The sequence below is a fragment of the Palleronia abyssalis genome, assembly GCF_900302445.1.
Taxonomy (GTDB): domain Bacteria; phylum Pseudomonadota; class Alphaproteobacteria; order Rhodobacterales; family Rhodobacteraceae; genus Palleronia; species Palleronia abyssalis.
Genome location: NZ_ONZF01000001.1, coordinates 679,143 through 698,370, shown reverse-complemented (window position 1 = coordinate 698,370; position 19,228 = coordinate 679,143). Strand labels below are relative to the sequence as shown.

23 protein-coding genes are annotated in these 19,228 nt (G+C 63.3%); 22 read left to right on the top strand and 1 reads right to left on the bottom strand.

Going from position 1 to position 19,228, the window contains the following annotated elements; genetic code table 11:
- The first annotated feature begins 1 nt into the window (after position 1).
- On the top strand, positions 2–1,939 hold the full coding sequence (locus tag PAA8504_RS03510; protein ID WP_108892737.1) for an acetyl/propionyl/methylcrotonyl-CoA carboxylase subunit alpha: 1,938 nt from the start codon (positions 2–4) through the stop codon (positions 1,937–1,939).
- Positions 1,936–2,601 (top strand): glutathione S-transferase family protein, encoded by a 666-nt coding sequence (locus PAA8504_RS03505; protein WP_108892736.1) that lies wholly within the window; start codon positions 1,936–1,938, stop codon positions 2,599–2,601. The genes PAA8504_RS03510 and PAA8504_RS03505 overlap by 4 nt, the downstream gene beginning before the upstream one ends.
- 16 nt (positions 2,602–2,617) lie before the next feature.
- Here the strand turns inward: PAA8504_RS03505 and PAA8504_RS22680 are convergent, their stop codons facing one another.
- Positions 2,618–2,746 carry a hypothetical protein gene (locus tag PAA8504_RS22680; protein ID WP_281259931.1) on the bottom strand — a complete coding sequence of 43 codons (129 nt, stop codon included), beginning with the start codon at positions 2,744–2,746 and terminating at the stop codon, positions 2,618–2,620.
- A 198-nt stretch (positions 2,747–2,944) separates the two neighbouring features.
- Between PAA8504_RS22680 and ndhC the strand changes: the two genes are divergently transcribed.
- From ndhC to nuoL, 20 genes are all read left to right on the top strand, one after another.
- Positions 2,945–3,310, top strand: a complete 366-nt coding sequence (ndhC, locus tag PAA8504_RS03500) for an NADH-quinone oxidoreductase subunit A (protein ID WP_108892735.1) — start codon at positions 2,945–2,947, stop codon at positions 3,308–3,310.
- 257 nt (positions 3,311–3,567) lie between these two features.
- Positions 3,568–4,116, top strand: a complete 549-nt coding sequence (locus tag PAA8504_RS03495) for a NuoB/complex I 20 kDa subunit family protein (protein ID WP_370739668.1) — start codon at positions 3,568–3,570, stop codon at positions 4,114–4,116.
- An 11-nt stretch (positions 4,117–4,127) separates the two neighbouring features.
- The gene (locus tag PAA8504_RS03490) at positions 4,128–4,736 is read left to right on the top strand and encodes an NADH-quinone oxidoreductase subunit C (protein WP_108892734.1); all 609 of its coding nucleotides are present in this window, start codon (positions 4,128–4,130) and stop codon (positions 4,734–4,736) included.
- Complete coding sequence (locus PAA8504_RS03485) at positions 4,726–4,938, top strand: hypothetical protein (protein ID WP_245897502.1); 213 nt, start codon at positions 4,726–4,728, stop codon at positions 4,936–4,938. Before PAA8504_RS03490 ends, PAA8504_RS03485 begins: the two co-directional genes overlap by 11 nt.
- A 58-nt stretch (positions 4,939–4,996) precedes the next feature.
- Positions 4,997–6,211, top strand: coding sequence for an NADH-quinone oxidoreductase subunit D (locus tag PAA8504_RS03480; RefSeq protein ID WP_108892826.1), 1,215 nt, complete (start codon positions 4,997–4,999; stop codon positions 6,209–6,211).
- A gap of 9 nt (positions 6,212–6,220) precedes the next feature.
- Positions 6,221–6,412, top strand: a complete 192-nt coding sequence (locus tag PAA8504_RS03475; RefSeq protein WP_108892733.1) for a hypothetical protein — start codon at positions 6,221–6,223, stop codon at positions 6,410–6,412.
- Between the two features lie 75 nt (positions 6,413–6,487).
- Entirely contained in the window at positions 6,488–7,825 is a 1,338-nt protein-coding gene (locus PAA8504_RS03470) for an NADH-quinone oxidoreductase subunit E (RefSeq protein ID WP_108892732.1), read from the top strand.
- A 63-nt stretch (positions 7,826–7,888) separates the two neighbouring features.
- Entirely contained in the window at positions 7,889–8,905 is a 1,017-nt protein-coding gene (locus PAA8504_RS03465) for a helix-hairpin-helix domain-containing protein (protein WP_146190446.1), read from the top strand.
- Between the two features lie 74 nt (positions 8,906–8,979).
- On the top strand, positions 8,980–9,198 hold the full coding sequence (locus PAA8504_RS03460) for a DUF5337 domain-containing protein (protein ID WP_108892730.1): 219 nt from the start codon (positions 8,980–8,982) through the stop codon (positions 9,196–9,198).
- Positions 9,199–9,242: 44 nt separating this feature from the next.
- Positions 9,243–10,523 (top strand): NADH-quinone oxidoreductase subunit NuoF, encoded by a 1,281-nt coding sequence (gene nuoF / locus PAA8504_RS03455; protein ID WP_108892729.1) that lies wholly within the window; start codon positions 9,243–9,245, stop codon positions 10,521–10,523.
- A 143-nt stretch (positions 10,524–10,666) separates the two neighbouring features.
- On the top strand, positions 10,667–11,023 hold the full coding sequence (locus PAA8504_RS03450; RefSeq protein WP_108892728.1) for a hypothetical protein: 357 nt from the start codon (positions 10,667–10,669) through the stop codon (positions 11,021–11,023).
- A 112-nt stretch (positions 11,024–11,135) separates the two neighbouring features.
- On the top strand, positions 11,136–11,537 hold the full coding sequence (locus PAA8504_RS03445) for a DUF5333 domain-containing protein (protein ID WP_146190445.1): 402 nt from the start codon (positions 11,136–11,138) through the stop codon (positions 11,535–11,537).
- Positions 11,534–11,956, top strand: coding sequence for a hypothetical protein (locus PAA8504_RS03440; protein WP_146190444.1), 423 nt, complete (start codon positions 11,534–11,536; stop codon positions 11,954–11,956). The genes PAA8504_RS03445 and PAA8504_RS03440 overlap by 4 nt, the downstream gene beginning before the upstream one ends.
- Before the next feature lie 120 nt (positions 11,957–12,076).
- Positions 12,077–14,074, top strand: coding sequence for an NADH-quinone oxidoreductase subunit NuoG (nuoG, locus tag PAA8504_RS03435; protein ID WP_108892825.1), 1,998 nt, complete (start codon positions 12,077–12,079; stop codon positions 14,072–14,074).
- A 1-nt stretch (position 14,075) separates the two neighbouring features.
- Positions 14,076–14,480 (top strand): YNQ4 family lipoprotein, encoded by a 405-nt coding sequence (locus tag PAA8504_RS03430; RefSeq protein WP_108892725.1) that lies wholly within the window; start codon positions 14,076–14,078, stop codon positions 14,478–14,480.
- A gap of 15 nt (positions 14,481–14,495) precedes the next feature.
- On the top strand, positions 14,496–15,533 hold the full coding sequence (nuoH, locus tag PAA8504_RS03425) for an NADH-quinone oxidoreductase subunit NuoH (RefSeq protein WP_108892724.1): 1,038 nt from the start codon (positions 14,496–14,498) through the stop codon (positions 15,531–15,533).
- 2 nt (positions 15,534–15,535) lie between these two features.
- Positions 15,536–16,030, top strand: coding sequence for an NADH-quinone oxidoreductase subunit NuoI (gene nuoI / locus PAA8504_RS03420; RefSeq protein WP_108892723.1), 495 nt, complete (start codon positions 15,536–15,538; stop codon positions 16,028–16,030).
- Between the two features lie 28 nt (positions 16,031–16,058).
- Positions 16,059–16,673, top strand: coding sequence for an NADH-quinone oxidoreductase subunit J (locus PAA8504_RS03415; RefSeq protein ID WP_108892722.1), 615 nt, complete (start codon positions 16,059–16,061; stop codon positions 16,671–16,673).
- A gap of 60 nt (positions 16,674–16,733) precedes the next feature.
- Positions 16,734–17,039 (top strand): NADH-quinone oxidoreductase subunit NuoK, encoded by a 306-nt coding sequence (gene nuoK, locus PAA8504_RS03410; RefSeq protein ID WP_108892721.1) that lies wholly within the window; start codon positions 16,734–16,736, stop codon positions 17,037–17,039.
- 4 nt (positions 17,040–17,043) lie between these two features.
- Positions 17,044–19,227 (top strand): NADH-quinone oxidoreductase subunit L, encoded by a 2,184-nt coding sequence (gene nuoL, locus PAA8504_RS03405; protein ID WP_108892720.1) that lies wholly within the window; start codon positions 17,044–17,046, stop codon positions 19,225–19,227.
- The last annotated feature ends 1 nt before the right edge of the window (position 19,228 follow it).

The following is a 19,228-nucleotide window of genomic DNA, read 5'->3' as shown; positions in this document are numbered from 1 at the left end:
GATGTTCCGACGCATCCTGATCGCCAATCGGGGCGAGATCGCCGCCCGGATCATCGACACCTGCCGCCGCATGGGGGTGGAAACGGTGGCCGTCTTCTCTGACGCCGACCGCACCGCACGGCATGTCCAGATGGCGGACAGGGCCGTGCATATCGGCGGTCCGGCCCCGGCCGACAGCTATCTGCGGATCGACCGGATCGTCGAAGCCGCGCGTGAAACCGGTGCGGAGGCGATCCATCCCGGCTACGGCTTCCTGTCCGAGAACCCCGATTTCGTCGACGCGATCGAGACGGCGGGGCTGGTTTTCATCGGTCCGTCGGCGGATGCGATGCGGCAGATGGGCCTGAAGGACGCGGCCAAGGCCGTGATGAAAAAGGCCGGTGTGCCGGTGGTGCCGGGCTATCACGGGGTCGATCAGGCCGATGTCCGCCTTGCGCAGGAGGCCGCGAAGATCGGCTGGCCCGTGATGATCAAGGCCGTCGCGGGGGGCGGCGGCAAGGGGATGCGGCTGGTCGAGGAAGAGGCGGACTTCAAGGAGGCGCTCGCCTCCGCCCGGGCAGAGGCGAAGGGCGCGTTCGGCAACGACTCGGTCCTGATCGAGAAGGCGATCACCCGCCCCCGGCATATTGAGGTGCAGGTCTTCGGGGACGGCACGGAAGCGATTCACCTGTTCGAGCGGGACTGTTCGCTTCAGCGGCGTCACCAGAAGGTGATCGAGGAAGCGCCGGCACCCGGCATGACGGATGCGATGCGCAAGGCCATGGGCGATGCCGCCGTCCTTGCGGCCGAAGCGATCGGCTACAAGGGGGCCGGGACGATCGAGTTCATCGTCGAAGGTGGTGAACGCCTGTCCCCCGACGGGTTCTATTTTATGGAAATGAATACGCGGCTGCAGGTTGAACATCCGGTAACCGAAGAGGTGACGGGTGTCGATCTTGTCGAATGGCAGCTTCGCGTCGCGGCCGGTGAGGCGTTGCCTGTCACGCAGGAAAGTCTTGCGATCCGCGGCCATGCGGTCGAAGCCCGTCTTTATGCCGAGGACGCGTCTTCGGGCTTCCTTCCGGCGACGGGACGGATTGCCGCGCTGGATTTTCCCGACGGGCTGAGGGTCGAGACCGGGATCCGCGCCGGGGACGAGATCACCCCGCATTACGACCCGATGATCGCGAAGATCATCGCCCACGGCCCGACGCGCGACATCGCCTTTCAGCGCCTGTCGGACGGGCTGGGGCGGCTTCGCGTCGCGGGCACCGTGACGAATGCCGGGTTCCTGAAGGCACTGGTGGATCACCCTCAGGTCCGGTCGGGAGAGGTCGAGACCGGGCTTATAGGTCGCGATATCAACGTACTGACGGCAAAGGCCGCGCCTGGCATCAGTGCCGTATCCCTCGCCGCGCTTTGCGCGACCGGTCTCGACGCGCCCGGGGATAACTTGCAGGGATTCGCCCTGTGGGGTGCCTTGGGTCAGACGGTTTCCCTTGTCCACGATGGCGAGGCGATGGAGGTGCGGGTTGCATGCGTCGGCAAGGACAGGCGCGACATCTCGTGCGGTGATCGGGCCGCATCTGCGGTGCGCACCCCCGGGGGCTGGCGTATCGACGCGGTGCAGCATAGACCCGGGGTCAGGCATGGCAATCGCGTGACCGTCGACGGCGCCGTGTTCGACATCGTCGATCCGCTGGCCGTCGCAGATGAGGGCGGTCTGTCCGGCGATGCGGTTCTGGCGCCGATGCCGGGCCGGGTCGTGCGTTTGAATGCCGAAGCCGGGGAAAAGGTCGAAGCCGGCCGGGTACTTGCCGTGCTGGAGGCCATGAAGATGGAACACAGCCTGCGCGCCCCCCGCGACGGTCGCATCGCCGAGGTGCTGGTTACCGAAGGCGCGCAGGTTTCGGCTGGCGATGCGCTGGTGATCCTTGAAGGAGACGATACCGAGATATGATCGTTCTGCACCACTGTCATCAGACCAGGTCCATGCGGACACTGTGGCTTCTGAACGAATTGGACGTGGATTTCAGCTTGAGGGTCCATTCGTTCGACAGGTCCCTGCGCGAGCCGGAATACCTGTCGCTCAGCCCCGCCGGACGGGTGCCCTCGGTCGAGATCGACGGGGAGGTCATCTGGGAAACCGGCGCGATAGCCGAGATCCTGTGCGAACGGTTCCCCGAGCGCGGATTGGGGCGTCCGCCCGGGGATATCGACCGCCCCGATTTCCTCATCTGGCTGCACTTCGCCGAGACCGTCAGCCAGCATTGCGCAAACCTGACCCAGCAACACATCATCCTGCGCGAGGATTCCATGCGCTCGCCCACGATCACGAAGATCGAGGCCGCGCGGCTGAAGAAGTGCTATGCCGCCATCGAAGGGCGCCTGTCGACCCCGGTGGAGAACCGGGACTACCTTCTAACCAGCGGATTTTCGGCCGCAGATATCGCGGTCGGACAGGCGGTCTACATGGGCGTGCATTTCGCGCCGCTCGACGAGTTCCCCGAGACGGCGCGCTGGTACGACCTGATCACCGAACGTGAAGGGTTTCAGGCCGCATTGCCGCGGCCGGGCGACGAACTGCTCTACGACCGGGACTTCTATCCGGCGTGGGAGTGATCGCGGCCGGTCCCCATCACGCCACTGTGGCGATTCCGGCTACGAAGGCGACCATAGGCACCCATAGGGAAAGTTCGATCATCAGATGGCCGGCTGGCGTCTTGAGGAAGTTCCGGACGGATTGGGGGAGGAAAATATTTTTCATGGCCTGCTTACCTAGTTGTTCGTTTTATCCGGGATTGTTTCGGCAGTGATTCACCTTTCCGAAACGATTGAGATTAAAATGTGAAACGATCACGTCCTTTTGTGGATGATCGTTCCGGCAGGGTCGGGGCAGGGCAGGCCGTTGACCCCGCTGCGGCCGGGCGGTAGATCGCAGACGACGCATGAACGGAGCGACGCGATGGACGATCTTTTGAGAGATTACCTGCCGATCCTCATTTTGCTGGGGCTTGCCATCGCGCTCGGGCTCATTCTGATCCTTGCAGCGCTGATCGTGGCGGTCCGCCATCCCGACAGCGAAAAGGTCTCGGCCTACGAATGCGGATTCAACGCGTTCGACGACGCCCGGATGAAGTTCGACGTTCGATTCTATCTCGTCTCGATCCTGTTTATCATTTTCGACCTCGAAATCGCGTTCCTCTTCCCGTGGGCGACGACGTTCTCGGTTATGACGGACACTGCGTTCTGGTCGATGATGGTTTTCCTGGCGGTTCTGACGGTCGGGTTCGCCTACGAGTGGAAGAAGGGCGCACTGGACTGGGAATGACCCCGTAAGCCAGCGCTTGCGGTGCCGGGTTGCCGCGGCCCATTGCAGATGGCGGGCCACGAACACCGGTCACGCGCTCCTTTCCACTTTGTAGGTTCCGGATTCGGTGTGATCCTCGTGTCCGGTTTACCTGCCCGGACCACCGGATGAGACGTTTCGCGTCATGCCCCTCACGTTGACGGCGGGGGGCGGCGCTTATAGGTGACATAAGACCTTGGCGCGGGGCCTTCCCTGCGCCTCCGTGAGAGGACAAAATCATGGCTGTGACACCGGGTGCGACGCCCCAAGGCGCGATGACCGCCGGTCCCGACCGCGACAACGCGACTCAGACCCTGAACCGTGAGCTTACGGACAAGGGCTTCTTGCTGACGACCGCCGACGATCTGATCAACTGGGCGCGCACCGGCTCGCTTCACTGGATGACGTTCGGCTTGGCATGTTGCGCGGTCGAGATGATGCACACCTCGATGCCGCGCTACGACGCCGAACGCTTCGGAATTGCGCCCCGGGCCTCTCCGCGGCAGGCCGACGTGATGATCGTGGCCGGTACGCTGACCAACAAGATGGCCCCCGCGCTGCGCAAGGTCTACGATCAGATGCCCGAGCCGCGATACGTGATCTCGATGGGGTCCTGTGCGAACGGGGGTGGGTACTATCACTACAGCTATTCCGTCGTGCGAGGCTGCGACCGGGTGGTGCCCGTCGACATCTATGTGCCCGGGTGCCCGCCGACGGCCGAAGCGCTGCTTTACGGCATCCTGCAATTGCAGCGGAAAATCCGCCGCACCGGCACCATCACCCGCTGAAGGAGGCGCGCATGTCTGACACCGCCCTGCAAGAACTGGGAGAGCATATTCGCAACGCCCGCCCCGACTGCGTCTTGAGCGTCGAGATCGCGTTCGGCGAGCTGACGGTGCATGTGGCCCTGTCCTCGATCAAGTCGCTGGTGGAGTTCCTGAAGTCGGACAAGACGTGCCGCTTTACCAGCCTGATCGACATCACGGCCATCGACCATCCCGCCCGCGAGGCGCGGTTTGATCTGGTCTATCACTTCCTGTCCATGTGGCAGAACCACCGGATCCGGCTCAAGACGCAGGTGCGCGAGGACGAGATGGCGCCCTCGGTCACGTCGATCCACCCCAGCGCTGGCTGGTTCGAGCGGGAGGTGTTCGACATGTTCGGCGTCCTGTTCTCGGGTCATCCGGATCTGCGCCGGATTCTGACCGATTACGGCTTCCGCGGGCATCCCCTGCGCAAGGATTTCCCCACCACGGGCTATACCGAAGTCCGGTACGACGAGACCGTGAAACGGGTTGTCTACGAGCCTGTCGACCTGGTTCAGGAATATCGCCAGTTCGATTTCATGAGCCCATGGGAAGGCGCGGATTACATCCTTCCCGGCGACGAGAAGTCGGATGGGGCCTAACGGGATGATGGGCTCGATTGGCACCGGCGACATGGTGACGGGGTTCCTGTTCATGGCGGTCCTGCTGGTGGTGCCGTTCTGGCGGATCCTGCCCAATTACGGGATCTCGAAATGGGTGTCGGTGCTGGCGATCCTTCCAGTCGGTGCGCTGATCCTCTTGTGGATTGTCGCTTTCCGCGATGCCTTCGGGGACCGGTCGTGAATTCCGGGACGGCACGCCTAGGCCACCGGCACAGCAACCTGATGAGGGTTTGGACATGATGGACGGAACGCAACAGTTCGACGACGCTCAAACCGAAGAGCAGAAGATCCGCAACTTCAACATCAACTTCGGCCCGCAACACCCTGCGGCGCATGGGGTTTTGCGGCTCGTCCTCGAGCTTGACGGCGAGATCGTCGAGCGGGTGGACCCCCATATCGGCCTGCTTCACCGCGGGACCGAGAAGCTGATGGAAAGCCGCACCTATCTTCAGAACCTGCCTTATCTGGACCGCCTGGATTACGTGGCCCCGATGAACCAGGAACATGCGTGGGTCATGGCGATCGAGCGTCTGACCGGCACCGAGGTGCCACGCCGCGGCCAGTTGATCCGGGTTCTGTTCTGCGAGATCGGGCGCATCCTGTCGCATCTGCTGAACGTCACGACCCAGGCCATGGACGTCGGCGCGCTGACCCCGCCCCTGTGGGGCTTCGAAGAGCGCGAAAAGCTGATGGTCTTCTATGACGAAGCCTGCGGCGCGCGACTTCACGCCAATTACTTCCGCCCCGGCGGCGTCCACCAGGATTTGCCGCCGAAGCTGATCGAAGAGATCGACGCCTGGTGCGATCCGTTCCTGAAGGTACTGGACGACATCGACGGGCTGATCACCGACAACCGGATCTTCAAGCAGCGCAACGTTGATATCGGCGTCGTGGACGAAAAGGTGATCGAGGATTGGGGCTTTTCCGGCGTGATGGTGCGCGGATCGGGCCTGGCCTGGGACCTGCGCCGCTCGCAACCTTACGAGTGCTATGACGAGTTCGAGTTCCAGGTCCCGGTGGGCAAGAACGGCGACTGCTATGACCGTTACCTGGTCCGCATGGCGGAGATGCGCGAAAGCGTGAAGATCATCCGCCAAGCGTGCGAAAAGCTGCGGAACGAGCCCGGTCCAGTCATGCATCGTGGCAAGCTGAGCCCGCCAACGCGCACTGACATGAAGACCTCGATGGAAGCGCTGATCCACCACTTCAAGCTTTACACCGAAGGCTTCCACGTCCCCGCAGGCGAGGTCTATGCCGCTGTCGAGGCGCCGAAGGGCGAGTTCGGTGTGTACATGGTCGCCGACGGCTCGAACCGGCCGTATCGCGCCAAGCTGCGGGCGCCGGGATATCTGCACCTGCAGGCGATGGACCATCTGACAAAGGGTCACCAACTGGCGGATGTGTCGGCCATCATTGGCACGCTCGACGTCGTGTTCGGCGAGATCGACCGCTAGGGGTCCGGCGTGGCACTGGGCCTTGCCTGGTTCATGGTTGCCGCCACACCACTGGCAATGCTGCTGTTTCTGACCAGTTTCCTGGTCTGGATGGGGCAGGGGACTCGGGACACATGGTTCACGCGCTTCTGCGACCGCGCGGTGGTGCCATCTGGCATCGCCGTCCTTTTGCTGGTGGCGGCGACGTTGCGGTGGTTCTGAAGCGCATCCACGCCTTTCCCTTCCCGCACGACTTCGCTAAATCACCCGCGACCGAGATCTGAGAGAGGCCAGCCCATGCTCCGCCGCCTGCATACCGAGCAGCCCGAAAGCTTCGCCTTTACCGAGGCCAACCAGAAATGGGCCGAGGCGCAGATCTCGAAATATCCTGAAGGCCGGCAAGCCAGCGCAGTGATCGCCCTGTTGTGGCGTGCGCAGGAGCAGGAGGGATGGCTGTCCCGCCCCGCGATCGAGCATGTCGCGGGGATGCTGGGAATGGCCTATATCCGCGCGCTCGAAGTGGCGACTTTCTATTTCATGTTTCAGCTTCAGCCGGTGGGCACGGTCGCGCACGTGCAGGTCTGCGGTACGACATCATGCATGATCTGCGGCGCCGAGGATCTGATCGGCGTGTGCAAGGAGAAGATCGCGAAAAAACCGCACCAGATCTCATCGGACGGCAAGTTCAGCTGGGAAGAGGTGGAATGTCTGGGCGCCTGTGCCAACGCGCCGATGGCGCAGATCGGCAAGGATTACTACGAGGATCTGACGGCCGAGAGCCTCGCGCATCTTCTGGACGAGATGGCCGCGGGCAAGGTGCCTACGCCCGGCTCGCAAACGGGTCGGTTTGCCTCGGAACCGGCGGGAGGCGTCACCTCGCTGCATAATGACAAGGTCAACGCGTCCAACGCCTCGGTCTCCCTGGCGACGGAGATCGGCGACACGTTGAAACGGATCGACGGGACCGAGGTCCGTCTGCGCGCGCCGTGGAACCCGGCGATGGACAGCGGTGCCGCGACTCCGCCCCCGGTCAACGATGACTTGCTGGGTCCCACGGCCAACAACGAACGTCCGACGCCCGGCGCGCAACCCGGCGCCGACAAGGCCGTGAACGATCACGCGACGACCAAGCAGGAAAGCGATGCCGACAACAAGGCCCGCCCGGACGAGGGAGAGGTCGCTGGCGTGTCCAAAGCCGGGGACGCGACGCCCGAGGGGGGTGCTTATCACGCCGCCGGCGAAAGCGGCGAGACCGTCCAATCCGAGACGCGCGAGACCTCGACCCACGCAGGTGATGCGCCGTTGTCACGCGGCATGGATACCTCGGCAGAGGACGACCCCGTGAACGCCGAAGCTTCGGATGTGCCCGAGGGCGAGGAGACGCGACCCGAAGTTCTGGAAACCGCGCGTGGCAGCGGGGCGGACGACCTGAAGCAGATCAAGGGCGTGGGGCCGAAGCTCGAACAGACGCTGCACGGGATGGGCATCTTCCATTTCGACCAGATCGCCGGTTGGTCGGCCCGGGAATTGGCCTGGATCGACCGCAATCTGGAAGGCTTCAAGGGCCGGGTCATTCGCGACAACTGGGTGGGGCAGGCGAAAGTCCTGTCGCGAGAAGGGCAGACAGACGGATAGTTCCGCGCTACGTTCCGTGTCGAAGGGTCTATTACGTGACCTGACGGACAGGGAATGACGGAAATGCAACGACAGACTCCAAGCTCTTTTCTGCTGATTGCGGCCATTGCTGGCGGGATCGGATTCGTGGCCTTCGTGGCGTTGATGGTGGTGGGGAACTTCACGGTTTCGCCGGCGGCCTTTCTGGCGATCCTGATCGCGCTGGGGGCTGCGATCATCCTGTTCTTCGGATTTTTCTCCGGGCCGGAGCGTGGAAAACCCGATCTGAGAGCCGCTTCGCATGGCCAGCTTGGTGACCGGACGGTTCCGGCGGGAACTGCAGGGGTTCAGCCCGGATCGGCCACGACCGCACCCAGCTCGGTGGGCAACATCCACTCGGACAACCAGGCCGAAGCCATCGGCGCCACCCATGCCGGACGCGACAGCGGCACCGTAGGGGTAGGCCGATCCGGCGCGACCGCGGCACCAACCGAGGCGGCCGGGGCCGGAACGCTGACCGGGACGACCCCCTCACCCGATCACACCGGCGACGTTGCGGGCGGGGGGCCGAGCTCTGCGTCGGGGGGTATGCCAGACGCTTCGCTCGAGGAGAAAGCGAAGGACGACACGCCGTCGGACCGATCCGAACAAGAGCAGTCGAAATCCGATGCCCCGGCGGTCGAGGAGCCGTCCGCCACCCCATCGCCCACCCCGGACGCGACCGAGGTTGAAACCGACGATCCGAAATGGAAGTCGAGCCAGCTTGCCGGCAGCCAAGAGCTTGCCGATCGGAAGGGCGACTGGAAATACGAAGGCGATACGGACTCGCAGACAAAGACCGCGGAGATCGGAACGGAACCGGCCCGCATGGCCGAGCCGCGCGAAGGTGGCGCGGACGATCTGAAGCGGATCAAGGGCATTGGCCCTAAATTGGAAGACTTGCTCCATAGCATGGGCATCTATCACTATGATCAGATCGCCGCTTGGTCGGATCAGGAGCTTGCCTGGATCGACGAGAACCTCGAACAGTTCAAAGGCAGGGCCAGCCGCGACGATTGGCGTCCCCAAGCGAAAGAGCTGTCGGGTGGCACCTCAGCCTGACGAACCAGACGAATGACTTTATCGGGGCGGCCGGGGGACTGGTCGCCCCGCGCTTTTGGCGCTAGACCGCCCCCATGTCGGACGATTTGAACACCGCGAAACGCGCGCGCAATATCGGCGTCATCATGGCGATGACGATGATCCTATGGATGGGTGGGCAACTTTTCGGCGCGACCTTCGGGCTTCCCGATCGGTTCGTCTTCATTTTCGACGCGCTGGCCTTGGTGGTTTTCGTCTGGGCACTGGCCGCGACCTTTCGCATCTGGCAAAAGCGGCGCGACGAACGCAAATAGGGATGGCTCCGCCACGGGCGAGGCTTCATCGAGAGGTTAGCGACATGCTCGACGACAAGGATCGCATCTTCACCAATCTCTACGGCATGGGCGACCGGACCCTGTCGGGCGCGAAATCGCGCGGGCATTGGGACGGCACGGGCGACATCATCAAGAAGGGGCGCGACTGGATCGTCCAGGAGATGAAGGATTCCGGGCTGCGCGGCCGCGGCGGTGCCGGCTTTCCGACCGGCCTGAAATGGTCGTTCATGCCCAAGGAATCGGATGGGCGCCCCGCCTACCTTGTCGTGAACGCCGACGAGTCGGAGCCCGGGACCTGCAAGGACCGGGAGATCATGCGCCACGATCCCCACACGCTGATCGAAGGCTGCCTTATCGCGTCCTTCGCGATGAACGCCCATGCCTGCTATATCTACATCCGCGGCGAATATATCCGCGAGCGCGAGGCTTTGCAGCGTGCCATCGACGAAGCCTATGACGACGGGCTTCTGGGCAAGAACGCCGCCGGGTCGGGCTGGGATTTCGACCTATACCTTGCGCATGGGGCAGGGGCCTACATCTGTGGCGAGGAAACGGCGCTGATCGAAAGCCTTGAGGGCAAGAAGGGCATGCCGCGCCTGAAGCCGCCATTCCCCGCCGGCGCCGGCCTGTACGGGTGCCCCACCACGGTCAACAACGTCGAATCGATCGCCGTGGTCCCGACGATTCTGCGACGCGGCGCGTCCTGGTTCAGCTCGTTCGGGCGCGAAAACAACGCGGGCACCAAGGTCTTCGCGATTTCCGGACACGTGAACAACCCCTGTGTCGTTGAAGAAGCGATGTCGATCTCGTTCGAAGAGTTGATCGACAAGCATTGCGGCGGCATCCGTGGCGGCTGGGACAACCTCAAGGCGGTGATCCCGGGCGGCTCGTCGGTGCCGTGCCTTCCGGCGTCGACGATCAAAGAGGGGATCATGGATTTCGACTGGCTGCGCGAGCAGAAGTCGGGCTTGGGCACCGCGGCGGTCATCGTGATGGATCAGTCCACCGACATCATCAAGGCGATCTGGCGGCTGGCCGCGTTTTACAAGCACGAGAGCTGCGGACAGTGCACGCCGTGTCGCGAAGGCACCGGCTGGATGATGCGCGTGATGGAACGTTTGGTCCGCGGCGAGGCCGAGGTCGAGGAAATCGACATGCTTCTGGACGTCACCAAGCAGGTCGAGGGCCACACGATCTGCGCCCTCGGCGACGCCGCAGCCTGGCCGATCCAGGGATTGATCCGGCATTTTCGCGACGAGATCGAGGATCGCATCAAGCACAAGCGACCGATCGCGGCAGAGTAGGTTGTGAGGCTTTGGCTGAAGCAAGGGCGTGCGGGATGGAAATCGCACGCCTTTTTTCTTTCGACCCATCCGGAATTGCGGTGGCTTGCGGTCCTGTGTAACGAACACGAGAGTATGGACCGCCTCCCGACGAAGAGGGTTTCGTGAAACGATTGATCTGCCTGCTGCTTGTCGCCATGACCGTTATGGCGTGTGGCCGTATTCCGACCCCTGGCTTGGGCTTCCTGACGAATGTCCGGCCCTCTGACCCGCTGCCTTACGACGCCAACCTGTCGGCGGACGGTGATGAAACCGAGTTTCGCGTTGCCGTCGAGTCGCGTGGCGCGGGCCTGGAGGCCGTACGAGAGACGGTCCGATTCTACGGGACGCGCCATTGCCTGACCACCTTCGGATCGTCGGCAATCGTATGGGGGGCCCAGCCCGGTGCGCCCGAGGCCTGGATCGGAACACGGGCGCAGAATGGGCGGACGGTCTATTCGGGTCGCTGTCTGGGCCGATGACGATAGGAACTTCCTTTGATCGTGACCGGTGGGCGTTTCCGTTTCCCTCCGGTTCATACTATCGTGCTGTCTCAGGTGTGCGGACGTTCGGATGCATAGTCGGAGACTGACAATGAGAATTTTGGTGCATGCCATCTTGGGGGCGGCGCTGCTGATGCCGGTGACCCTTTCGGCCCAATCGCTGCAGGATGACCCCGAAGTCCGGCAGGGGTTCTACGCGATCGGACTCGCAGATGAGATACGCAAGAATTGCCCCAGCATTTCACCGCGTCTCGTCCGGGCCTACACCTTTCTGAAGGCACTGGAAGATTACGCGCTGCAGGCCGGGTACAGCCGCGAGGATATCGATGCCCTGCGGGACAACGACGCGGCTCGTGATGCGTTGGAGGCCGAAATCGCCGCCGATCTTGCCGCGCGGGGCGCAACCCCCGGCAACACCTCCGGATATTGCAATGTGGGACGAGAGGAAATCGCCCGCGGTACCAATGCCGGTAAGCTTCTGAAAGGGGAATGATGCGCGCCTTGGCTCTCTTGCTGGCACTGATGCCGGCCCATTCGTTTGCGGATCACGTCTATCCCGATGGCTATGCGTTCGTCTACGCGCCCTGCTATCCTGAAAACGAGTTCGAACTGTGCCCCGTGCCGGTCGCGGACGGGCATAACCCGGGATACCTTCCCCGCACGGTGCCTTCGACCGCAAGACTGGTCATAGAAGAGCCCGTGAAATACTTCTGGACCAAGGAGAACCGCTTCTCGATCCTGATCACGCCGAATATCGTCCCCTACGAGGAGGCGATCCAGGACGCCGCCTCCGTGGCGGCCGGCCATTGCGGACGCGAGCCCGGCGAACAGATCGTCGCACGGATCGACATGCGTCAGCGCTACGCCCCCGAGGATCTGGAAAGTTGGAAATTTGGCGGCACGTGCGAGTAAGGCCTGCGCGACAAATCGTGAAACCGCGCAAGTTGCGGTTTTCGGCAGGGACAAGACGTATTAAGTGACCGCGCAACCGGTGGGCTTAGGGCCCACCAAGGACAGCCAGGAGACATGGGCATGAGCGATCTTCGCAAGATCATCATCGACGGGCGCGAGGTCGAGGTCGATCCCGCCATGACCCTTCTTCAGGCCTGCGAACAGGCCGCCGAGATCGAGATCCCGCGTTTTTGCTATCACGAGCGTCTGTCGATCGCGGGCAACTGCCGGATGTGCCTGGTCGAGGTCGTCGGTGGACCGCCCAAGCCCGCAGCTTCGTGCGCTATGCAGGTGCGCGACTTGCGCCCGGGCAAGGACGGTGCCCCGCCCGAGGTCAAGACCAACAGCCCGATGGTCAAGAAGGCCCGCGAAGGCGTGATGGAGTTCCTGCTGATCAACCACCCGCTGGACTGCCCCATATGCGACCAGGGTGGCGAATGCGACCTTCAGGACCAGGCGATGGCCTATGGCGTCGATTTCAGCCGCTACCGCGAGCCGAAGCGTGCAGTGACGAACATGGATCTGGGGCCGCTGGTCGGCACCCACATGACGCGGTGTATTTCCTGCACGCGCTGCGTGCGCTTCATCACCGAAGTCGCGGGCATGCCCGAACTGGGCCAGACCGGTCGCGGCGAGGATGCCGAGATCACCAGCTATCTGGGCCAGACGCTCGATTCCGAGATGCAGGGCAACATCGTGGACCTGTGCCCCGTGGGCGCGCTGACCTCGAAGCCCTACGCTTTTTCGGCCCGCCCGTGGGAGCTGACGAAGACCGAGACGATCGACGTAATGGACGCGCTCGGCTCGAATATCCGGGTGGACACGAAGGGGCGCGAGGTCATGCGCATCCTGCCCCGCAACAACGACGGCGTGAACGAGGAATGGCTGGCCGACCGGTCCCGCTATGTCTGGGACGGCTTGAAGCGGCAGCGTCTGGATCGACCCTATCTTCGGGTTGACGGAAAACTGCGCCCGGCGAGCTGGCCCGAAGCGTTGGCCGCCGCCGCCAAGGCTATGAAGGGCAAGTCCGTCGCGGGTCTGGTCGGAGATTTGGCCCCGGTCGAAGCTGTTTATGCGATGAAGGAATTAGTGGAAGGGCAGGGCGGCCGGGTCGAGTCGCGCCTGCGCGGCGAGGCGTTGATCCCCGGGAATCGCGGCGCCTATGCCGGCACCACGTCGATTGAGGCGATCGAGGACGCAGCTCGCGTTCTGATCATCGGGGCCAATCCCCGTGTCGAAGCGCCCGTGCTGAACTCGCGCATCCGCAAGGCCTGGATCCATGGCGCGGACGTGGCGCTGATCGGGGAAGAGGTCGATCTGACCTATGATTACGCGCATCTGGGCCACGGGGCCGAGGATGTGTCCGGCCTGGACCTTCCCGAAATCGATGGCGAAACCGTCGTTATCGTCGGTCAGGCGGCCCTGCGTCGTGAGGACGGTGCAGCCATTCTGAAAGCTGCGGCCGCGCTGGGTGGCGGGCTGCTGGTTCTGCACACGGCGGCCTCTCGGGTCGGTGCCATGGATGTCGGTGCGGTCACCGACGGTGGCATCGACAAGGCGCTGGACGGGGCAGACGTGATCTACGCCCTCGGCGCGGACGAGATCGACATCCCCGCCGGTCCCACGGTGATTTATCAGGGCAGCCACGGCGACCGCGGCGCGCATCGGGCCGACATCATCCTGCCAGCCGCCTGCTATACCGAGGAAGCGGCGATTTTCGTCAATACCGAAGGGCGGCCGCAACTGGCCCTGCGTGCCAACTTTCCACCGGGCGAGGCCAAAGAGAACTGGGCGATCCTGCGCGCTCTATCGGCCGAACTTGGCGCTGTCCTGCCCTACGATTCGATCCGCGAGTTGCGGGCCCGGATATGGAAAGAGGTCCCGCACCTCAAGCTGTTCGACGACGTCCCGGCCAACGACATGGTCGAGATCGAGGCGGGGGAGATCGGCTCCGGCGCGTTCGGCAAGACGGTCGCGGATCATTACCTAGCGAACCCGATCCTGCGGGCCAGCGCCCTGATGGCCGAGCTCAGCCGGAACGCCAAGACCCGCAAGCAGGCCCCCCTCGCGGCGGAATAGGGTGCGTCTGAAACTGGCCCTTCCCCTAGCCTTGGCCGCCTGCGTCACTGCGCCGCCGGCCGAGGACCTGCCCGAACGCCCCGTGACGCCTCCCCCGGATGCGGCCTATCTTGGAAGCCAGACCCGGCTGCTTGACAGCGATCTGGTCAATTTTCTGGTCGAAATGCGCGGCGCCCGCGACACGCGGGATGCCGCGGCCTATGCCCGCTGCGTTGCGGCCCAATACGCACTGATCCGGGGTTACGGCTTCGCGCGGCACATCCGGACAATCGTGTCCGAAGAGGGTGGCGTTTGGCGCGCAGATGCGGTTTACACCGTCTCGCCCGCGCTGCCCGATGGGGCGCGGACGCTGGACGCCGAAATCGAAGTGGCGCGGTGTCGCGAAGACGGCATCCCCACAATCTGATCTGAGGACATGCCCATGGAAGGCTTCTTCTCCACACCCGCCGGGGTCACGCTTCTGGTCGCAGCCCAGGCGGGCATGATCGTGACCTTCGTGATGGTGTCGCTTCTGTTCCTCGTCTACGCGGACCGGAAGGTCTGGGCCGCCGTCCAGATGCGCCGTGGGCCGAACGTGGTCGGCATTTTCGGCTTGTTGCAGACCGTCGCGGACGCGCTGAAATATGTCCTGAAGGAAGTCATCATCCCGGCCGGATCGGACCGGACGGTGTTCCTGATGGCGCCGCTGATCTCTTTCGTTCTGGCGATGGTGGCCTGGGCCGTCATCCCCTTCGCCGATGGCTGGGTACTGGCCGATATCAATGTGGCGATCCTGTTCATCTTCGCGGTCTCCTCGCTTGAGGTGTATGGCGTGATCATGGGCGGTTGGGCGTCGAACTCGAAATACCCGTTCCTGGGGTCGCTGCGGTCGGCCGCGCAGATGATCAGCTACGAGGTGTCGCTGGGCCTGATCATCATCGGCATCATCATCTCGACCGGCTCGCTGAACCTGTCGGACATCGTTCGCGCGCAGGACGGTGATTTCGGCTTGCTGAACTGGTATTGGCTGCCGCATTTCCCGATGGTTTTCCTGTTCTTCATCTCGTGCCTGGCCGAGACGAACCGCCCGCCCTTCGACCTGCCCGAGGCCGAGTCGGAGCTGGTCGCCGGCTATCAGGTCGAATACTCCTCGACGCCGTTCCTGCTGTTCATGGCGGGTGAGTATATCGCGATGTGGCTGCTCAGCGCGGTCATCGCCATCCTGTTCTTCGGCGGCTGGCTGTCTCCCATTCCGGGCCTGCCTGATGGCGCGTTCTGGATGCTGCTGAAGATGGCGTTCTTCTTCTTCCTCTTCGCGATGGTGAAGGCCGTGGTGCCGCGCTATCGCTACGACCAGCTGATGCGGCTGGGCTGGAAGGTGTTCCTTCCGTTCTCGCTGATCTGGGTCGTGTTCGTCTCGTTCCTCGCTCATTTCGAACTGTTCGGCGGCTTCTATGCCCGCTGGGCGGTAGGAGGCTGACAATGGCTACTTTCGACTATGCACGTGCCGGTCGCTACTGGCTGCTCTTTGACTTCTGGAAGGGGCTGCGTTTGGGGCTGAAATACTTCTTCGCCCCCAAGGCGACGGTGAACTATCCGCACGAGAAGGGCCCGCTAAGCCCGCGGTTCCGCGGTGAACATGCTCTTCGCCGTTACCCCAACGGCGAAGAGCGCTGCATCGCCTGCAAGCTGTGCGAAGCGATCTGCCCCGCGCAGGCCATCACCATCGACGCCGAACCGCGCGAGGACGGCAGCCGCCGGACCACGCGCTATGACATCGACATGACCAAGTGCATCTATTGCGGTTTCTGCCAGGAAGCCTGCCCGGTGGATGCCATCGTCGAGGGGCCGAATTTCGAGTTCGCGACCGAGACTCGCGAAGAGCTGTTCTATGACAAGGCCAAGCTTCTGGAGAACGGCGAACGCTGGGAGGCGGAGATCGCCCGCAACCTAGAGATCGACGCGCCTTACCGCTGATTCCGGACCACCCGAGGGACCGATTGCCATGACCCCCCCTGACTTTGCCTTCTATCTTTTCGCGATCCTAGTGATCGCAGCCGGCCTTTTCACCGTGGTCGCGCGCAATCCCGTGCACTCGGTTCTGTGGCTGATCCTGGCTTTCCTGTCGTCGGCCGGATTGTTCGTCCTGTTGGGCGCGGAATTCGTCGCGATGCTTCTGGTGATCGTCTACGTCGGCGCAGTCGCGGTTCTTTTCCTGTTCGTCGTCATGATGCTGGACGTCGATTTCGCCTCGCTGAAGGCCGAGATGGCGAAATACATGCCGATCGCGCTTCTGATCGGGGTCGTCATCCTGATGCAGCTGGGGATCGCGTTCGGCGTCTGGCAGCAGTCGGACATGGCCGAGGCGAATGTCGCGGCATCGCAGGCGGCGTTCGGGGGCGCCTCGAACACGCAGGCCATCGGGCAGCTGATTTACGACGACTACCTCCTGCTTTTCCAATTGGCCGGCCTGATCCTTCTGGTCGCCATGATCGGGGCCATCGTGTTGACGCTGCGCCACCGCCCCGACGTCAAGCGCCAGAACATCGTCGACCAGATCATGCGTGATCCGGCCAAGTCGATGGAGATGAAGGACGTGAAGCCCGGGCAGGGCCTCTGAGGGCATGGACGCCCGCGCGTGATCGGTCTAGGACGCGCGCAACGACCAAAGGGACAGACGATGATCGGACTAGAGCATTACCTGACCGTGGCCGCCGCCTTGTTCGTGATCGGGATTTTCGGCCTCTTCCTGAACCGGAAGAACGTCATCATCATCCTGATGTCGATCGAGCTGATGCTGCTTGCGGTGAACATCAACCTCGTCGCGTTCTCGACCCATCTGGGCGATCTCGTCGGGCAGGTCTTTACCCTGTTCGTCCTGACCGTCGCCGCGGCCGAGGCCGCGATCGGTCTGGCGATCCTGGTCTGCTTCTTCCGCAACCGCGGCACGATCGCGGTCGAAGACATCAATGTGATGAAGGGCTGAGAACATGGCAACGATCATCCTGTTCGCGCCCCTGATCGGTGCGTTGATCTGCGGGTTCGGCCATCGCTTCATCGGTGAGAAGCCGGCGCAGTGGACGGCCACCTCGCTTCTGATCCTGGCCGCGCTGCTGTCGTGGATCGTGTTCTTCGGTCACGACGGCGAACTGCATCGTATCCAGATCCTGCGCTGGATCGAGTCGGGCAGCCTGTCGACCGACTGGGCGATCCGTCTGGACCGCCTGACCGCGATCATGTTGATCGTCATCACCACGGTCTCGGCGCTCGTCCATCTCTATTCCTTTGGCTACATGGCCCATGACGAGAACTTCCGCGATACCGAGAGCTATCGCCCCCGGTTCTTCGCCTATCTGTCGTTCTTCACCTTCGCGATGCTGATGCTGGTGACGGCCGACAACCTGGTGCAGATGTTCTTCGGCTGGGAAGGGGTGGGCCTCGCCTCGTATCTGCTGATCGGGTTCTACTTCCGCAAGCCCTCGGCCAATGCGGCGGCGATCAAAGCCTTCGTGGTCAACCGGGTCGGCGACTTCGGGTTCGCCCTGGGCATCTTCGCGCTGTTCTTCCTGGTCGATTCGATCCAGTTCAACGACATCTTCGCGGCCGGCCCCGAGCTGGGCCAGACGCAGATTCACTTCCTCTGGACGGAATGGAACGCGGCCGAAATCGTCGCATTCCTTCTGTTCATCGGTGCAATGGGCAAGTCGGCCCAGCTGTTCCTGCACACCTGGCTGCCGGACGCCATGGAAGGCCCGACGCCGGTCTCGGCCCTGATCCACGCGGCCACCATGGTCACGGCGGGCGTGTTCCTGGTCTGCCGGATGTCGCCGATCATGGAATTCGCGCCCACCGCAACGGCGTTCGTGACGATCATCGGTGCCTCGACCGCGTTCTTTGCCGCGACCGTTGGCTTGGTGCAGACCGACATCAAGCGCGTCATCGCCTATTCGACCTGCTCGCAGTTGGGCTACATGTTCGTGGCGGCTGGCGTTGGCGTCTACTCCGTCGCGATGTTCCACTTGTTCACGCATGCCTTCTTCAAGGCGATGCTGTTCCTCGGCGCCGGCTCGGTCATCCACGGGATGCATCACGAGCAGGACATGCGGAACTATGGCGGGCTGAAGGACAAGCTGCCGTACACGTTCTGGGCCATGATGATCGGCACGCTGGCTATCACGGGCGTGGGCATTCCGCTGACCCATATCGGCTTCGCGGGCTTCCTGTCGAAGGATGCCGTGATCGAAAGCGCGTGGGGCGCAGGCTCGGGGCCCGGCTTCTATGCCTTCTGGCTTCTAGTGATCGCCGCGGCGTTCACCAGCTTCTATTCCTGGCGCCTGATGTTTATGACTTTCTACGGAGAGGCGCGCGGCGATCGTCACACGCACGAGCACGCGCATGAAAGCCCCACCGTCATGCTGGTTCCGCTGGGCGTGCTGGCGTTGGGCGCGGTGTTCTCGGGCATGCTCTGGTATGGTTCGTTCTTCGGGGACCACGCCCAGGTGAACCGCTTCTTCGGCATTCCCGCACATGAAGAAGCGGTCGCCGCCGACGATCACGGGTCCGAAGCGGTCGCCGGTCAGGACGATGCTGGCGAGGGTGTCGTAGAAGCGGCCGAGGAGCTGGCCGAGGGCGAGCCCGCCGCCGCGCTGGCGGACGTAACCGAGCCCACCGCCGATATCGACGCAGGCGAGGATACCCATGGCGACGTGATGGCCGGCGGTTGGGAAGAAGGGGCGATCTACATGTCGCCCGACAACCACGTTATGGACGAGGCGCACCACGCCCCTGTCTGGGTCAAGGTCAGCCCGTTCGTCGCGATGCTTCTGGGCTTCGTGACGGCCTTCCAGATGTACATTCGCCGCCCCGATACTCCGGGCAAGTTCGCCGACGCGATGCAGCCGCTTTACGCGTTCCTCCTGAACAAGTGGTACTTCGACGAGATCTACGATGCGATCTTTGTGCGCCCCACGAAATGGCTGGGGGGCTTCCTGTGGAAGCGCGGCGACGGGTCGGTGATCGACGGCGGTATCAACGGGCTGGCGATGGGCGTGATCCCGTTCCTGACCCGCCTCGCGGGCCGAGCCCAGTCGGGATACATCTTCCACTATGCCTTCGCGATGGTGCTTGCGATTGCGGTTTTGCTCACCTGGATGACGCTCGGAGGGGCGCAGTAAC

Excerpts from the sequence above, each read along its gene's own strand:
- PAA8504_RS03510 (WP_108892737.1), top strand. The coding sequence starts at position 2 with ATGTTCCGACGCATCCTGATCGCCAATCGGGGCGAGATCGCCGCCCGG.
- PAA8504_RS03505 (WP_108892736.1), top strand. The coding sequence starts at position 1,936 with ATGATCGTTCTGCACCACTGTCATCAGACCAGGTCCATGCGGACACTG.
- PAA8504_RS22680 (WP_281259931.1), bottom strand. The coding sequence starts at position 2,746 with ATGAAAAATATTTTCCTCCCCCAATCCGTCCGGAACTTCCTCAAGACG.
- ndhC (WP_108892735.1), top strand. The coding sequence starts at position 2,945 with ATGGACGATCTTTTGAGAGATTACCTGCCGATCCTCATTTTGCTGGGG.
- PAA8504_RS03495 (WP_370739668.1), top strand. The coding sequence starts at position 3,568 with ATGGCTGTGACACCGGGTGCGACGCCCCAAGGCGCGATGACCGCCGGT.
- PAA8504_RS03490 (WP_108892734.1), top strand. The coding sequence starts at position 4,128 with ATGTCTGACACCGCCCTGCAAGAACTGGGAGAGCATATTCGCAACGCC.
- PAA8504_RS03485 (WP_245897502.1), top strand. The coding sequence starts at position 4,726 with ATGGGGCCTAACGGGATGATGGGCTCGATTGGCACCGGCGACATGGTG.
- PAA8504_RS03480 (WP_108892826.1), top strand. The coding sequence starts at position 4,997 with ATGGACGGAACGCAACAGTTCGACGACGCTCAAACCGAAGAGCAGAAG.
- PAA8504_RS03470 (WP_108892732.1), top strand. The coding sequence starts at position 6,488 with ATGCTCCGCCGCCTGCATACCGAGCAGCCCGAAAGCTTCGCCTTTACC.
- PAA8504_RS03465 (WP_146190446.1), top strand. The coding sequence starts at position 7,889 with ATGCAACGACAGACTCCAAGCTCTTTTCTGCTGATTGCGGCCATTGCT.
- PAA8504_RS03460 (WP_108892730.1), top strand. The coding sequence starts at position 8,980 with ATGTCGGACGATTTGAACACCGCGAAACGCGCGCGCAATATCGGCGTC.
- nuoF (WP_108892729.1), top strand. The coding sequence starts at position 9,243 with ATGCTCGACGACAAGGATCGCATCTTCACCAATCTCTACGGCATGGGC.
- PAA8504_RS03445 (WP_146190445.1), top strand. The coding sequence starts at position 11,136 with ATGAGAATTTTGGTGCATGCCATCTTGGGGGCGGCGCTGCTGATGCCG.
- PAA8504_RS03440 (WP_146190444.1), top strand. The coding sequence starts at position 11,534 with ATGATGCGCGCCTTGGCTCTCTTGCTGGCACTGATGCCGGCCCATTCG.
- nuoG (WP_108892825.1), top strand. The coding sequence starts at position 12,077 with ATGAGCGATCTTCGCAAGATCATCATCGACGGGCGCGAGGTCGAGGTC.
- nuoH (WP_108892724.1), top strand. The coding sequence starts at position 14,496 with ATGGAAGGCTTCTTCTCCACACCCGCCGGGGTCACGCTTCTGGTCGCA.
- nuoI (WP_108892723.1), top strand. The coding sequence starts at position 15,536 with ATGGCTACTTTCGACTATGCACGTGCCGGTCGCTACTGGCTGCTCTTT.
- PAA8504_RS03415 (WP_108892722.1), top strand. The coding sequence starts at position 16,059 with ATGACCCCCCCTGACTTTGCCTTCTATCTTTTCGCGATCCTAGTGATC.
- nuoK (WP_108892721.1), top strand. The coding sequence starts at position 16,734 with ATGATCGGACTAGAGCATTACCTGACCGTGGCCGCCGCCTTGTTCGTG.
- nuoL (WP_108892720.1), top strand. The coding sequence starts at position 17,044 with ATGGCAACGATCATCCTGTTCGCGCCCCTGATCGGTGCGTTGATCTGC.